This is a genomic window from Nocardioides marmorisolisilvae (genome assembly GCF_031656915.1).
Classification (GTDB): domain Bacteria; phylum Actinomycetota; class Actinomycetes; order Propionibacteriales; family Nocardioidaceae; genus Marmoricola; species Marmoricola terrisoli.
Window position 1 is genome coordinate 3,040,499 of sequence record NZ_CP134227.1, and the last position, 13,567, is coordinate 3,054,065.

General features: G+C 72.2%; 12 protein-coding genes and 1 tRNA gene. 11 read left to right on the forward strand and 2 right to left on the reverse strand.

Annotated features, from left to right (window positions below; all coding sequences use genetic code 11):
* The first annotated feature begins 8 nt into the window (after window positions 1-8).
* From Q9R13_RS14585 to Q9R13_RS14610, 6 genes are all read left to right on the forward strand, one after another.
* Window positions 9-1,466: a lactate utilization protein B gene (locus Q9R13_RS14585; protein WP_397219446.1), complete on the forward strand. Its 1,458-nt coding sequence runs from the start codon at window positions 9-11 to the stop codon at window positions 1,464-1,466.
* On the forward strand, window positions 1,463-2,062 hold the full coding sequence (locus tag Q9R13_RS14590) for a LutC/YkgG family protein (protein ID WP_310961898.1): 600 nt from the start codon (window positions 1,463-1,465) through the stop codon (window positions 2,060-2,062). Before Q9R13_RS14585 ends, Q9R13_RS14590 begins: the two co-directional genes overlap by 4 nt.
* A gap of 46 nt (window positions 2,063-2,108) precedes the next feature.
* Window positions 2,109-2,198, forward strand: a tRNA-Ser gene (locus Q9R13_RS14595).
* Between the two features lie 110 nt (window positions 2,199-2,308).
* Window positions 2,309-3,529, forward strand: coding sequence for an MFS transporter (locus tag Q9R13_RS14600; RefSeq protein ID WP_310961899.1), 1,221 nt, complete (start codon window positions 2,309-2,311; stop codon window positions 3,527-3,529).
* A gap of 10 nt (window positions 3,530-3,539) precedes the next feature.
* Window positions 3,540-4,466, forward strand: a complete 927-nt coding sequence (locus Q9R13_RS14605; RefSeq protein ID WP_310961900.1) for an AAA family ATPase — start codon at window positions 3,540-3,542, stop codon at window positions 4,464-4,466.
* Entirely contained in the window at window positions 4,463-5,821 is a 1,359-nt protein-coding gene (locus Q9R13_RS14610) for a vWA domain-containing protein (RefSeq protein WP_310961901.1), read from the forward strand. Before Q9R13_RS14605 ends, Q9R13_RS14610 begins: the two co-directional genes overlap by 4 nt.
* Here Q9R13_RS14610 and Q9R13_RS14615 read toward each other — a convergent pair.
* Both Q9R13_RS14615 and Q9R13_RS14620 read right to left on the reverse strand, forming a co-directional pair.
* On the reverse strand, window positions 5,802-6,692 hold the full coding sequence (locus Q9R13_RS14615) for a patatin-like phospholipase family protein (protein WP_310961902.1): 891 nt from the start codon (window positions 6,690-6,692) through the stop codon (window positions 5,802-5,804). The two genes, Q9R13_RS14610 and Q9R13_RS14615, sit on opposite strands and share 20 nt — an antisense overlap.
* Window positions 6,693-6,708: 16 nt before the next feature.
* Window positions 6,709-7,182, reverse strand: coding sequence for a hypothetical protein (locus Q9R13_RS14620; protein ID WP_310961903.1), 474 nt, complete (start codon window positions 7,180-7,182; stop codon window positions 6,709-6,711).
* A gap of 189 nt (window positions 7,183-7,371) precedes the next feature.
* Between Q9R13_RS14620 and Q9R13_RS14625 the strand changes: the two genes are divergently transcribed.
* From Q9R13_RS14625 to Q9R13_RS14645, 5 genes are all read left to right on the forward strand, one after another.
* Complete coding sequence (locus Q9R13_RS14625) at window positions 7,372-9,525, forward strand: HelD family protein (protein WP_310961904.1); 2,154 nt, start codon at window positions 7,372-7,374, stop codon at window positions 9,523-9,525.
* A gap of 112 nt (window positions 9,526-9,637) precedes the next feature.
* On the forward strand, window positions 9,638-9,928 hold the full coding sequence (locus Q9R13_RS14630; RefSeq protein ID WP_310961905.1) for a hypothetical protein: 291 nt from the start codon (window positions 9,638-9,640) through the stop codon (window positions 9,926-9,928).
* Between the two features lie 20 nt (window positions 9,929-9,948).
* Window positions 9,949-11,859: a chorismate-binding protein gene (locus tag Q9R13_RS14635; protein ID WP_310961906.1), complete on the forward strand. Its 1,911-nt coding sequence runs from the start codon at window positions 9,949-9,951 to the stop codon at window positions 11,857-11,859.
* Window positions 11,856-12,401: an anthranilate synthase component II gene (locus Q9R13_RS14640; RefSeq protein ID WP_310961907.1), complete on the forward strand. Its 546-nt coding sequence runs from the start codon at window positions 11,856-11,858 to the stop codon at window positions 12,399-12,401. The genes Q9R13_RS14635 and Q9R13_RS14640 overlap by 4 nt, the downstream gene beginning before the upstream one ends.
* Complete coding sequence (locus Q9R13_RS14645) at window positions 12,398-13,549, forward strand: anthranilate synthase component I family protein (protein WP_310961908.1); 1,152 nt, start codon at window positions 12,398-12,400, stop codon at window positions 13,547-13,549. The genes Q9R13_RS14640 and Q9R13_RS14645 overlap by 4 nt, the downstream gene beginning before the upstream one ends.
* Window positions 13,550-13,567: the final 18 nt, after the last annotated feature.

Below are 13,567 nucleotides of genomic sequence, written 5' to 3' on the forward strand. Positions count from 1 at the left end.
TCGTCGGGATGCCGGCCTTCCCCGACGCCGCCCGGGCCGCCCTGGCAGACACGCAGCTGCGCCACAACCTCGCCCACGCCACCCGCACGATCCGGGACAAGCGGGCCGGCGTCGTCGCCGAGGTGCCCGAGTGGGAGGAGCTGCGGTTGGCCGGCGCCGCCGTCAAGGACCGCGCGCTGCACGACCTGGAGGCCCAGCTGCTCCGCCTGGAGGAGACGCTGGTGGCCCACGGTGCGACCGTGCACTGGGCCCGGGACGCCGCGGAGGCGAACGCGGTGGTCGTCGACGTCGCCCGCGCCCACGGCGTGGACGAGGTCGTAAAGGTCAAGTCGATGGCCACCCAGGAGATCGGCCTCAACGAGGCCCTCGCCGAGGCCGGGGTGGCCGCCTGGGAGACCGATCTCGCCGAGCTGATCGTGCAGCTCGGCGACGACCTGCCCAGCCACATCCTGGTGCCCGCGATCCACCGCAACCGGGCAGAGATCCGCGAGATCTTCCTGCGCCGGATGGCGCAGGTCGGGCGACCTGCGCCGACCGACCTCACCGATGAGCCGGCGGTGCTGGCCGAGGCGGCCCGCGAGCACCTTCGGGAGAAGTTCCTGCGGGCCACGATGGCCGTCTCCGGCGCCAACTTCGCCGTCGCGGAGACGGGCACCCTGGTGGTGCTCGAGTCGGAGGGCAACGGTCGGATGTGCCTGACCCTGCCCGAGGTGCTGGTCAGCGTCGTCGGGATCGAGAAGGTGGTGCCCACCTGGGCCGAGCTCGACCCGTTGCTGCGGCTGCTGCCGCGCTCGTCGACCGGCGAGCGGATGAACCCCTACACCTCGACCTGGTCCGGGGTCTCCTCCGGCGACGGTCCTCAGGAGGTGCACGTCGTGCTCCTCGACAACGGGCGCACCCGCGCGCTGGCCGATGCGGTCGGCCGCCAGGCGCTCCGCTGCATCCGCTGCTCGGCCTGTCTGAACGTGTGCCCGGTCTACGAACGCGTCGGCGGCCACGCCTACGGGTCGGTGTACCCGGGGCCGATCGGCGCCATCCTGAACCCGTTGCTGCGCGGCACCGGAGACCCACAGACCGACTCGCTGCCGTTCGCCTCATCGCTGTGCGGCGCCTGCTTCGAGGCCTGCCCTGTCCGGATCGACATCCCCGAGGTGCTGGTGCACCTGCGGTCGCGGGTCGTCGACGGCCACCGGGGCGATCGGGTGCCCAAGCCGGAGGCGCTGGCGATGCGCGCGGCGTCGTACGTCTTCGGCGACCATCGTCGGCTCGCCGCGGTGGAGCGTACGTCGGGCCTGGCGGGCCGAGTCCTGCGCAAGCTGGGTCGAAAGACGCTGCCCGGCGGCCGTCCGGCCGTAGAGCATCTGCCCGGCCCCGCCGCAGCCTGGACCGGTGCCCGCGACCTGGCCACTCCGCCGGAAGAGTCGTTCCGGACCTGGTGGGACCGCACCGACGGGGGCCGGCGATGAGCGCGCGTGAGGAGATCCTGTCCCGGGTGCGCGCCGCGCTCGACGGCGTGCCGGCCGACCCGACCCCCGTCGTCGCGCCGCGAGGCCGGCCGCCCGAGGACGTGGTGGCGCTCTTCGCCGAGCGCGTGGCCGACTACCGCGCCGAGGTCATCCGGTGCACACCGGCCGACCTGGCGACGACCGTGCGCGCAGCCTTGCCCGACGGGACCGTGGTGGTGCCCGGCGGCCTGTCATTGGAGCTGCCGGGCGCCGTGGTCGACGGGGCGGCGGGCAGCTGGCTCTCGGCCGCCCGGCTCGACGACGTCGCGGCGGTCGTCACCGATGCCAGGGTCGGGATCGCCGAGACGGGGACGATCGTGCTCGACCACGGGCCGGGACAGGGTCGGCGGGTGATCTCGCTGATACCGGACGTGCACGTCTGCATCGTGCGGGCCGAGCAGGTGGTGCCGGACGTGCCCGACGCGATCGCACTGCTGGACCCCTCCCGTCCGCTCACCTGGATCAGTGGGCCGAGCGCCACCAGCGACATCGAGCTGGACCGGGTGGAGGGCGTGCACGGTCCACGGACGCTGCGCGTCGTACTCGTGGGGGCCTGAGGCGGCGATTTCGGCCGACCGGACCCGCTCCGGTAGCCTTCTGCGCGGTGGCGTGTCCGAGCGGCCTAAGGAGCACGCCTCGAAAGCGTGTGTGGGTGCAAGCCCACCGTGGGTTCAAATCCCACCGCCACCGCCATGTGGGGCGTTGACCCTTTCGGGTCATCGCCCCACATCTCGTGGTGCATCGCCGCTGCGTTCTCAGGCTCCCGCAACGTTGCGGAGCCGGTGGCGAAGTACCGTGCGGGAGTGACCTCGCCCCGTCGGCCCTGGCTGACCCGCAACCTCAAGATCGTCTCGGGTGTCTCGTTGTTGCAGGACGCGGCGAGCGAGTTGCTCTATCCACTGCTGCCGATCCTGCTGACCAGTGTGCTCGGCGCACCGGCGGCCGTCGTCGGCATCGTCGAGGGGGTCGCCGAGGGCGTCGCGGCGGTGACCAAGATCGTCGCCGGGAGGCTGGCGGACCGGTTCCCGAAGGTGCCCATCGTGGCCAGCGGCTACGGGCTGGCGGCCGTCGGCAAGGTGCTCGTGGCGGCGGCCGGGATCTGGCCGGTCGTGCTCGTCGGTCGCTGCGTGGACCGGCTCGGCAAGGGGATCCGGGGTGCACCGCGGGACGCGTTGCTCGTCGACGGCATCCCGGTCGACGCCCGCGGGCGGGCGTTCGGGTTCCATCGCGCCGCGGACACCGCGGGCGCCGTGATCGGCCCGCTGATCGCGCTCGGCAGCTACGAACTGCTGCACCACCACCTGCGCCCGCTGCTCTGGGTCGCGGTGGTGCCGGCGGTCTGCTCGGTGCTGCTGGTCTTCCTGCTGCACGAGCCCAGCCGACCGGCGGCCCCCCGGCCGACCGCGCCGAGGATCGACGTGAAGCAGGCCGAGCGGCTGCCGGCGCCGTACTGGAGGGTGGTTGTGGTCATCGCGCTCTTCGGCCTGGTGAACTTCCCCGACGCGCTGGTGCTTCTGCGGCTGCACGAGATCGGCTTCTCGGTCGTCGGCGTGATCCTCGCCTACGTGCTCTACAACGTGGTCTACAGCGCGTTGAGCTACCCCGCGGGCGTCGTGGCGGACCGGCTCAGTCCGCAGACGGTCGTCGGCGTGGGCCTGGTCGTCTTCGCCGTCGTGTACGCCGGCCTCGGGGCCAGCCGGAACCACCTCGCGGCCTGGCTGCTGCTGGCCGGGTACGGCGCCTACACGGGCCTGACCGACGGTGCCGGCAAGGCATGGGTCTCCTCGCTGCTGCCCCGGCACGCCCAGGGCACCGGGCAGGGGCTGTTCCAGGGGATCTCCGGTGCTGCGGTGCTGGTAGCCGGCGTCTGGGCCGGCTTGGCCTGGGGGGCGGACGGCCGGATCCCGCTGCTGGTCTCGGGGTGCATCGCCGCTGTGGTGGCGGTCGCGCTGCTCGCCCTGCCGCGCCGACTCTTCTCCGTGCCGGCCGTGGACGCCGCCGCGGTGCCGGCCGCCGGTTCGTAGACTCCGGCCCATGACCTGGTTCAGCTCCCCTGCGGAGGCCGCTGAGCGGCTCGCCGCCGTCGGCTACCTGCCCGACCTGGCGACCGGCACGACGACCTACCTCGCGGGCGTGCTGGAGAAGCCGCTGCTCGTCGAGGGGCCGGCCGGGGTCGGCAAGACCGAGCTCGCCAAGGCGATCTCGCTGGCGACCGGCGCCGAGCTGGTGCGGCTGCAGTGTTACGAGGGCCTCGACGAGGCACGTGCCCTCTACGAGTGGAACTACAAGAAGCAGCTGCTCTACATCCAGGCCGGGGCGGCCAGCGTGGGTGAGGCGGCACCCCAGGAGGATCGCGGCACCAGCATCTTCAGCGAGGAGTTCCTGCTCACCAGACCGCTGCTGACCGCGATCCGCCGCGAGGAGCCGACGGTGCTGCTGATCGATGAGGTCGACAAGACCGACGTCGAGGTGGAGGGCCTGCTGCTGGAGGTGCTCAGCGACTTCCAGGTCACCATCCCGGAGCTGGGCACGGTCACAGCCTTGCGTCGGCCGCTCGTCGTCCTCACCTCCAACGCGACCCGGGAGCTGTCGGAGGCGGTCAAGCGGCGCTGCCTCTACCTGCACATCGACTACCCCGACGCCGGGCGGGAGAAGCAGATCGTGCTCGAGCAGGTCGCCGGCGTGGAGGACGGCCTCGCCGGTCAGATCGTGGAGACCGTGCACAGGCTGCGCGGGCTGGAGTTGAAGAAGCAGCCGTCCATCGCCGAAACGATCGACTGGGCGCGCACCCTGGTCGCGCTCGGCATCGGCACCCTCGACGCCGGGGTGATCGATCGGACGCTGGGGGTGCTGCTCAAGCACGTCAGCGACCATCACAAGGCGATCCGCGAGCTGCGTCTCGACAAGCTCGACGACCGGACCAAGCTCGACGACCGGACCGGGCTCGGCCCGACGCGATGACCCTGCTCGACCGGCACCTCGAGTTCGTGGCGGCGCTGCGCGAGGCCGGGCTGCCGGTCTCGCTGGCCGAAGGGCTCGACGGCGTCCGCGCCGTCACCGCACTCGACCTCGCGGACCGTGAGGCGCTGCGCGCCGGGTACGCCGCCACCCTGGTCAAGCGACAGGTCCACCGCTCCCAGTTCGACCGGATCTTCGACCTCTTCTTCCCTGCGGTGGTGGGGACGCCCACCCGGGCGCGCGAGGAGACGGACGGCGACGACGCGCTCGACGGACCGGAGGAGCTGGCCGGGTTCCGCGAGCAACTGGCCGAGGCCCTGGCCAGTAGCGCCGAGGAGTCGTTGACGATGCTGGCCCGAGAAGGGGTGCAGCGGTTCGGCCTGATCCGCGGTCGCGGGCCGGGCGAGCAGCGCTGGTCGTCGTACAACGTGATGAACAGGGTGGCCCCCGGCGAACTGGTTGAGCGGCTGTTGCGTGGGCTGCACGCCGCCGACGACCCGTCGCGGAGGCGGGAGATCCAGCGTCGCTCCGACCGGTTCGGCCAGCTGGTCGAGGCGGAGGTGAGCCGACGCGCGGCCGAGGTGCGCGGGGCCGACTACGTCGCGCGCAACACGGTGCGCAGGAGCATCGACCGCATCGACTTCACCGCCGCCCGCAGGTCCGACCTGGAGGAGATGCGCCGCGAGATCTACCCGTTGGCCCGTCGGCTGGCGACCCGGATGAGCAAGCAGAAGCACGACCGTCGCGGCACTCGCCTGGACTTCCGCCGGACCGTGCGGGCGAGCATGCAGTCCGGTGGGGTTCCGCTCGAGACCCGCCACCTCCCGCGCCGCCCGGGCCGCACCGACCTGGTGGTGCTCTGCGACGTGTCCGGCTCGGTCGCGAACTTCGCCGGCTTCACGCTGATGCTCGTCTTCGCACTCCGCGAGCAGTTCCACCGGGTCCGGGCGTTCACCTTCGTCGACGAGATCCACGAGGTCACCGACCGGTTCACCGTCGGGGCCGATCCCGCCGACACGCTCGCCGAGCTCGCGGCCAGCGCCGAACACGCCACCTTGTGGGGACGGACGGCGTATGGCCGCGCGTTCAGCCGCTTCCACGAGCTGTACGGCGATGCGCTGACCCCGCGCACCAACCTGCTCGTGCTCGGCGACGCCCGCAGCAACTACTCCGACCTGGCACTGCCGGTGCTGCGCCAGATGGCGTACGACGCCCGGCACAGCTGGTGGCTGAACCCGGAGCACCGCCGGCACTGGGACACCGGCGACTCGGCCGCCCGCGAGTACGCCGCGATCGTGCCGATGGTCGAGTGCCGCAACCTCACCCAGCTCGGAGAGTTCATCCACGCCCTGGCGTGACCCTGTGCTCGGCATCAGTCAGATGCCGGTGCAGGGCGAGGTCGTGCGCCGGGTGTTCGCGTCGGCCCCCGGCGGTGGCGAGCCGGGCGCTGCTCTCCTGGTAGGAGCGCCTGATCAGCTCACCGGCGCGGCTGAAGTCGAGCGGCGGCACGTCCAGTGGGCACGGTGGTGGCAGGACCACGAGGTCGACGCGGTCGGCGTACAGCGCGATGTCGGCGACCAGACGCTGCTGGGTCAGCAGGTTGAGCGCATGGGTGACCGCGGAGATCGGGGAGCGGGGGGCAGCCCGCAGTGCGCACGCGTAGCCGGCAGGAAGCACGTAGACCCGGTCGGCGCCCGCGTCCACCGCCGCCGAGACGGCGGTGTTGTCGGCGAGGCCGCCGTCGACGAGGGTCCGGCCCTCGCGCTCGACCGGGGTGAAGACGCCCGGGATGGCGCAGCTGGCCAGGATCGCGCTCGTCGCGTCGCCGGTGCGGAGCACCACCTCGCCGCCGGACAGGAAGTCGCTGGCGACCACGGCGAGCGGGATCGGCGCGTCGGTGAGGTCGTCGATGCCCAGGTTGGCGCGCAGCAGGGACCGCAGGCCGCGGTCCGAGCACAGCGCGCTGCCGTTGCCGGTGAGCGCGAGCAGGGCCCGGCGCGGGTCGAGCGGGAAGAGGGTGCGTGCGCGGAGACCGGACCAGAGATCCGCAAGCCGGTCCACGGCCGCACGGTCGCTGCCGTGCGTCGCGACGAAGGCCGCGTTCAGCGCCCCGGCGGAGGTGCCGACGAGCAGGTCCGGGGTGACCTGTCGATCGGCCAGGGCCTGCAGCATGCCGACCTGAAGGGCGCCGAGGCTGCATCCGCCCGAGAACACGAAGGCGGTGGTCATCCTCGGCGCCGGTCTCTCAGCGCCGCAGGTTCGGCAGGGTGGGCATGCCCGACGTGTAGCCGAAGGCCAGCCGGGTGAGGGTCAGCGCCGCGAACATCAGGCCGAAGTCGCGCAGCGCGACGTCGCCGTACCCGCCGACCATGAGCAGGTTGACGATGATGCCGGCCAGCCACAGCGCGACCACGGGCGCGCCGACCCGGGGGATCAGCAGCACGATGATGCCGGCGAGGATCTCGACGACGCCCACCATGTGCATGGCATCGGCCGCGCTGCCCGGGATCAGGTCGTTGAACTGCGGGGCCAGGTAGCGGGCCCAGTGGTCGGTCAGCACGGTGGCGAACTTGTCGATACCGAAGAGGACCGGCAGCAGCGCGAAGCCCAGACGGAGCGCCCAGAACGCCTGGTAGCCCGGGTCTCGTCGCAGGTCGGCGGTGCCGACCTGGGCTCGGGGACGGGTGGAGCCAGCGTTGCTGGCAGGAATGGTGGTCATGGCGACTCCTTCTAACGGTGGGGTAGTTCTAATTTAGAAGCCGTTGCGGTTTTCGTCAACAAATTTCTCCGATAGAAATGCGCCCACCCTCGGGGATATCGGCCGCGGCCGCGGACACCACCCGGTAAAGTTTCCTTCCTTGTATTCAGCGCTTCCGCCCGTCAACTTCCGCCTTCGAGGACACCCTTCGTGAACGATGCCGTTGCTGCCCGCGAGATCGCCGTGGAGCAGGAGTTCGTCGATACCGTCTACCGGCAGCTCGCCGCCTCCACCGAGTCTGCGTCCGCGCTGGCCCGCGAGGGCCTCGAGCGGGGACGGCTCGGGCACGAGGGCGGCCTCGTCGAGCGTGATGCGATGGTCTTCCAGGCGGCCCGCCGGGTCGCCACCCTCGACGCGGCACACGAGGGCCTGGTCTTCGGCCGACTCGACCTGCGCCCCGAGATCGACGCCGAGCCGAGGTACGTCGGCCGCATCGGGCTGCGCGACCAGAACCACGACGTCCTGCTGATCGACTGGCGCGCGCCGGCAGCCGCGGTGTTCTACCAGGCGACCCACGCCGACCCGCACGGCGTGGTGCGGCGCAGGATCCTGCGCAGCCATGGGGTCACCGTGATCGGTGTGGAGGACGACCTGCTCGACCCGGAAGCCGACGCCGCGGCCGAGTCCTCGCTTCCCATCATCGGCGAGGGCGCCCTGATGGCCCAGCTGTCCCGCGCGCGGGACCGCTCGATGCACTCGATCGTGGCCACCATCCAGGCGGAGCAGGACCGCGCGATCCGGGCACCGCAGAAGGGTGTGGTGTTGATCTCCGGCGGCCCCGGCACCGGCAAGACCGTCGTCGCGCTGCACCGCGCCGCGTACCTCCTCTACGCCGACCGGCGTCGCTACGAGCGCGGCGGCGTGCTGGTCGTCGGCCCCTCCGGCGTGTTCATGCGCTACATCGAGCGAGTGCTCCCCTCGCTGGGCGAGACCGCGGTGGCGCTGCGCTCGCTCGGAGAGGTCGTCGACGGGGTCCGGGCGACCCGACGCGACGAGCCGGCGGTGGCCGAGGTGAAGGGCTCCGCCGCGATGGCCGAGCTGCTGCGGCGCACCGTCCGCCAGGCGGTGCCCGGCGCACCGCACGAGTTCACCATGTTCTACCGCGACTCCCGCATCGTGCTCGGGGACCGGGAGCTGAGTGCGGTACGCCGGCAGCTGCTGTCGATGGGCCGACGGAACCGCGCGACGGGCAAGGTCGCCTCGACGCTGATCGACCGGATGTGGCTGCAGGTCCGCTCCGAGCGTGGCCGCGAGCGGACCAAGGAGGAGTTCGCCGACGACGTCCGCACCGACGACGCGTTCCTCGAGTTCGCGGCCGCCTGGTGGCCGGTGCTGGACGCCTCCAGCGTGCTCGGCTGGCTGCGCGACCACGACCTCCTTGCCCGCGTCGCCGACGGTGTGCTGGACGACGAGTCGGTCCGGTTGCTCGCCAAGTCGTGGGGCGAGGACCTGTCCATCGACGACGTGCCGCTGGTCGATGAGCTGCGCTACCTGCTCGGCGACCCCCCGCTGGCCGGTTCCGAGGACGCCGATCCGCTCGGCCTGGCTGACGCCGCCCTGCAGGAGGTGACCACCGCCGCCGACCGCGAGTACGCCGGGCCGCGGGGCTGGACACCGCCCACCCACCGCGTCGAGGACGACGGGTTCGCGCACGTGCTGGTCGACGAGGCCCAGGACCTCACCCCGATGCAATGGCGGATGGTCGGCCGCCGTGGCCGCGCCGCGACCTGGACGGTCGTCGGCGATCCGGCGCAGTCCTCGTGGCCCGTCCCCGCGGAGGCGGCTCGCGCCCGGGCCGAGGCGCTGCGCTCGCCGGCCGGCGGTGAGAAGCCGACGCATGCCTTCCATCTGTCGAAGAACTATCGGAACTCCTCGGAGATCTACGACTTCGCGGCGGACTACGCCGAGCGGGTGGGCCTGGACGCCGATCTGCCCGAGGCGGTCCGCTCGACCGGGGTCGCGCCGGAGCAGCGGATCGTCGGCGACCGGCTCGAGGCCGATCTCCAGGACGTCCTTGGCGAGATGGCCGGCGCCGTCGAGGGGACCATCGGGATTGTCGTGCCGGTGGCGCGGCTGGGCGAGGTGCGCCGCTGGGTGGCGGGGTCGCGGTTCGCGGACCAGGCCACCGGTCCAGATGCCCGGATCGTGGTGCTCGCCGGCCTGGACACCAAGGGCCTCGAGTTCGACGGCATCGTGGTGGTCGAGCCGCAGGAGATCGAGGACGAGTCGCCCACCGGCCGCTCCACGCTGTACGTAGTACTCACCCGGGCGACCCAGCGGCTGGTCACGCTCGCGCACTCCTGAACCGCCGGAGGCGGTCGGCGCCATGGTGCAATCCGCCTACTTGGAAGTAACCTCCGGAGGTGGCGCCGCAAAGGACGCACGGCCGTTGCCGCGCACGCACTACACGAGGATCGTGATCCCGCTCTACTACGAAGGCCACGCCTACCGGAAGGGCACCCGAATCCGGGTGACGATCTCGGCGCCCAACGGCACCCAACCGGTCTGGTCGACCACCAAGCCACGGCCGTCGACCGGCACCGCGAAGGTGTGGGTGTCCTCCTCGCCCCGGCACCGGTCGCGCCTGGTGCTGCCCGTCGTGCCGGGTCTGAGCATCCCCTCGGCCCAGCCGCCGTGCCCGAGCCTGCGTGACGAGCCGTGCCGCAGCTTCGTCCCACTGGTCAATCGGTCGGTGGCGGCACGCTAGCGAGGTTGTAGCGTGCGGCCATGCCGAGCCATCCCCTGAGCGCCACCGACGCTCTCGAGGCTCTGCTCGGTCACGAGGCCTGGGCGGTCATCCGACTGCGCGACAGCGAGACGGTCACGCTCGTCGCCGGCAGCCTGGAACCGGCCGACCGACTCGCGGACATCCCGCTGGAGACCGGTGCACCGGCGGAGGGTCGCCGATTCGACCGGCTGGTGGCGGTGCCGTTCCGGCAGGTCGCCGAACGCGGGTTCGAGGTGCATGACGACGGCACCCCGCTGGCCGTCGTACGCATCGAGAGCGAGCAGGAGGTGCCGCTCGAGGAGCTCGTCGCGGCGCTGCCCGAGGACGCCGTCGAAGCCGATCCGGGGGGTGGCTTCGAGACCGATGACGACGAGTACGCCGGTGTCGTCGAGCGGATCATCCGCGACGAGATCGGCAACGGCGAGGGCGCCAACCTGGTGATCGGCCGCCGCTACCGGGCCCGGCTGCGCGACTGGGACGCCGACTCGGCTCCGCGCAAGGCACTGAGCGTGCTGCGCCGGCTGCTCGAGCAGGAGCGCGGCGCCTACTGGACCTACTGCCTCTGGACGGGGGACCGGTTCCTGATCGGTGCCTCGCCCGAGCGGCACGTCAGCGTGCACGGCGGCGACGTGCGGATGAACCCGATCTCCGGAACCTTCCGGCTGCGCGGGCTCGCGGAGCTCTCCGAGGACGAGCGCAAGGCACGGCTGCTGGAGTTCCTCGCCGACGAGAAGGAGATCTACGAGCTCTTCATGGTCGTCGACGAGGAGCTCAAGATGATGTGCGACGTCTGCCACGAGGGTGGGCAGGTGCTCGGGCCGTTCCTCAAGCCGATGACCCATCTGGTGCACACCGAGTACCTGCTGGCCGGCCGCACCCGTGCCGACGTACGCGACGTGCTGCGCGACACCATGTTCGCTGCCACGGTCACCGGTGCTCCGGTGGAGAACGCCTGCCGGTTGATCCGGCAGTACGAGTCCGAGGGTCGTGGCTACTACGCCGGTGCGCTGGCGCTGCTCGGCCGCGACGGCGACGGGGCGCCGACCGCGGACAGCCCGATCGTGATCCGGACCGCGGACGTGAGCCCGGACGGCCGGCTCACCGTCACCGCGGGCGCCACCCTGGTCCGCGACTCCGATCCGGCGCACGAGGTGGCCGAGACGCATGCCAAGGCGGGCGGGATCCTGAGCGCGTTCGGGCTGGTGCCCCGGGCCGCCGGGTCGCCGGCCGACGTCGCGTCGCTGACCACCGACGAGGACGTGCTGATCGCGCTGAACTCCCGCAACCAGCGGCTGGCCAAGTTCTGGCTCACCGACCAGTCCGGCGCGGCGCCGGCGCCGGTGCTGACCGGGAAGCGGGTGGCGATCCTGCACGGCGAGGACGACTTCGTGAACATGCTCGCGCACGTCTTCGGCGTCCTCGGTCTGAGTCCGACCGTGATCCGGCACGAGGCCTACGAGAGCGGCGCGTTCGACGGCTACGACCTCGTCGTGGTGGGGCCGGGACCGGGTGACCCCCGCGACGACGACAGCCCGAAGATCGCGGCCTTCCGGCGGGCGGTCGACGACCTGCTCGCCGCGGGCACCCCGTTCCTCGCGGTCTGCCTGGGTCATCAGGTGCTCTGCAGCCGACTGGGGATCGAGCTTGCCTACAAGGACATCGTGTTCCAGGGCACCCAGTCCACGGTCGCGATCGACGGCCGTCCGGAGACGGTCGGGTTCTACAACACCTTCGTGGGCCGGGCTGGTGGGGCTCTGCCCCAGGGGGTCCGGGTCGAGGCGGACGACGCCGGCGACGTGCACCTGCTGGCCGGGCCGCACTTCCGCGGCGTGCAGTTCCACGCCGAGTCCATCCTCACCGAGAACGGCTTCGCGATCCTGCGTGGACTGCTCGTCGACCTGCTGGGATGACCCGCGTCCTGGTCGTGGACCATCACGACTCCTACACGTGGAACCTGGTGCACCTGATCGCCTCCGTCACCGGTCACCTGCCCGACGTCGCCGAGCACGACGAGCCGTTCGACCTCGCGGACTGCAGCCACGTCGTGCTCTCGCCCGGCCCGGGTCACCCCGCGAACCCCGGCGACTTCGCCCTGGGTCACGCGATCTTCGCCTCCGGGCTGCCGGTGCTGGGCGTCTGCTTGGGCATGCAGGCGCTGGTCACGGCGTACGGCGGGCACGTCGGGCCGGTCGACCCGGCCCACGGCGAGGTGGCCCGGATCGAGCACGACGGGGTGGGCCTGTTCGACGGCATCCCGCAGCACTTCGCCGCGGTCCGCTACCACTCCCTTGCGGCGCTGGGGGTGCCTGCCGAGCTGGAGGTGACCGCGACCGCCGACGGCGTGGTGATGGGGGTGCGGCACCGATCGCTGCCGCTGGTCGGCGTCCAGTTCCACCCCGAGTCGGTGCTGTCCGAGCACGGCGCTCGCCTCGTGGCCAACTTCCTGCGATGAACGAGCGCGCCTTCACGCTCGGCTTCGGCCCGGACGGACCGGTCCGCGGCTCCCTCGATCCCGACGACCTCTCCCTCTCCTACGACGCCGCCCGCGGCGAGGTGCGTGGCCATCCCGGCGGCGGTCTGCTCGGCGACGACGTGTTCGCGGTTCTCGAGGGCCTTCTCGACGGCGACCCGAGCACGCTGTGGGTGGGCTGGCTCGGCTACGCCTGTCGCCCCGACCTGCCGGCGTGCCCCGCCCGGGGGACACCGGACGCGGTCTGGATGCGGGCCCGCCGGACACAGCGGGCCGCTCCGGTTCCGGCCGCGACGCCGCCGAGCGGGACCCCGCCCGCCGAGGGGGGCACCGCGCCCGACTGGTACCGACGGGCGTTCGCCGAGGTGCAGCGCCAGCTTCGTGCCGGCAACAGCTACGAGGTCAACCTCACCCATCGGGTCGCGGTGGAGTCCGATCGCGACCCGGACACGGCGTACGCGCGCCTGGTCGCGCTCAACCCGGCGCCGTACGCCGGGCACCTGCGGCACCTCGGCACGCACCTGCTCGGCAGCTCGCCGGAGCGGTTCGCGACGATCACCGGGCGTCGCGTCGTCACCAGCCCGATCAAGGGCACCACCCCGCGGGGCGGCACGGCTGTGGAGGACGCCCGGCAGCGCGAGCGGCTGCTCACCGACCCGAAGATCCGGGCCGAGAACCTGATGGTCACCGACCTGCTGCGCAACGACCTGTCGCAGGTGTGCCGTCCCGGCACCGTGCGCGTCTCCGGACTGATGCAGCCGGAGTCGCACCCATCGGTGCACCAGCTGGTCAGCACCGTGGAGGGCAGTCTCGCCCCAGGGGTCAGCACGCTCGCCGCGCTGCGGGCGATGTTCCCCGCCGGCTCGATGACCGGGGCGCCCAAGCGGCGCACCATGGAGGTCATCGACGCGGTCGAGGCGACGCCGCGGGGGATCTACGCCGGCGCGTTCGGCTGGGTGACCGGGGACGGGCGGGCTGACCTGGGTGTGGTGATCCGCTCGCTGGTGCGGGCGCCGGATGGCCGGTGGAGCGTCGGCACCGGTGGCGGGGTCACGGTGCGCTCGGACGTCGACGACGAGTGGGCCGAGGCCGGCTGGAAGACCGACCGGCTGCTGGCCGCCCTGAAGTGAGCTGCCTGAAGTAGCTGC

Excerpts from the sequence above, each read along its gene's own strand:
- Q9R13_RS14615 (WP_310961902.1), bottom strand. The coding sequence starts at position 6,692 with ATGACCACCGCCTTCGTGTTCTCGGGCGGATGCAGCCTCGGCGCCCTT.
- Q9R13_RS14605 (WP_310961900.1), top strand. The coding sequence starts at position 3,540 with ATGACCTGGTTCAGCTCCCCTGCGGAGGCCGCTGAGCGGCTCGCCGCC.
- Q9R13_RS14590 (WP_310961898.1), top strand. The coding sequence starts at position 1,463 with ATGAGCGCGCGTGAGGAGATCCTGTCCCGGGTGCGCGCCGCGCTCGAC.
- Q9R13_RS14610 (WP_310961901.1), top strand. The coding sequence starts at position 4,463 with ATGACCCTGCTCGACCGGCACCTCGAGTTCGTGGCGGCGCTGCGCGAG.
- Q9R13_RS14645 (WP_310961908.1), top strand. The coding sequence starts at position 12,398 with ATGAACGAGCGCGCCTTCACGCTCGGCTTCGGCCCGGACGGACCGGTC.
- Q9R13_RS14640 (WP_310961907.1), top strand. The coding sequence starts at position 11,856 with ATGACCCGCGTCCTGGTCGTGGACCATCACGACTCCTACACGTGGAAC.
- Q9R13_RS14620 (WP_310961903.1), bottom strand. The coding sequence starts at position 7,182 with ATGACCACCATTCCTGCCAGCAACGCTGGCTCCACCCGTCCCCGAGCC.
- Q9R13_RS14635 (WP_310961906.1), top strand. The coding sequence starts at position 9,949 with ATGCCGAGCCATCCCCTGAGCGCCACCGACGCTCTCGAGGCTCTGCTC.
- Q9R13_RS14585 (WP_397219446.1), top strand. The coding sequence starts at position 9 with ATGCCGGCCTTCCCCGACGCCGCCCGGGCCGCCCTGGCAGACACGCAG.